The sequence below is a fragment of the Methylobacterium ajmalii genome, from assembly GCF_016613415.1.
GTDB lineage: Bacteria > Pseudomonadota > Alphaproteobacteria > Rhizobiales > Beijerinckiaceae > Methylobacterium > Methylobacterium ajmalii.
Window position 1 is genome coordinate 20,957 of sequence record NZ_JACWCT010000018.1, and the last position, 297, is coordinate 21,253.

The 297-nt window shown below is 60.9% G+C and carries 1 rRNA gene; it reads right to left on the reverse strand.

The features are described from left to right. Nucleotides 1-3 precede the first annotated feature (3 nt). Nucleotides 4-119 (reverse strand): 5S ribosomal RNA (rrf, locus tag HPY23_RS03105). Between the last annotated feature and the right edge of the window lie 178 nt (nt 120-297).

Consider the following 297-nt stretch of genomic DNA (forward strand, 5'->3'; position numbering starts at 1 on the left):
CAGGTCTGGCGGTGACCGACTCTCCCGTGTCTTGAGACACAGTACCATAGGCGCTGGGGCGGTTAACGGCCGAGTTCGAGATGGGATCGGGTTCTGATCACCCCGCTCTGACCACCAGACCGGCCAAGCACGTCGTTCGGCAAGCATGCCGACCGGCAGCCGCTGGGGCTGCTGGTCCGTCTTCATCATGTCTGTGGTGTTGGTCTGATCCGGACACGGATCATGAGAGCGATCAAGCCGATCGAGCGATTAGTACTGGTCAGCTCAGCGCGTTACCGCGCTTGCACATCCAGCCTA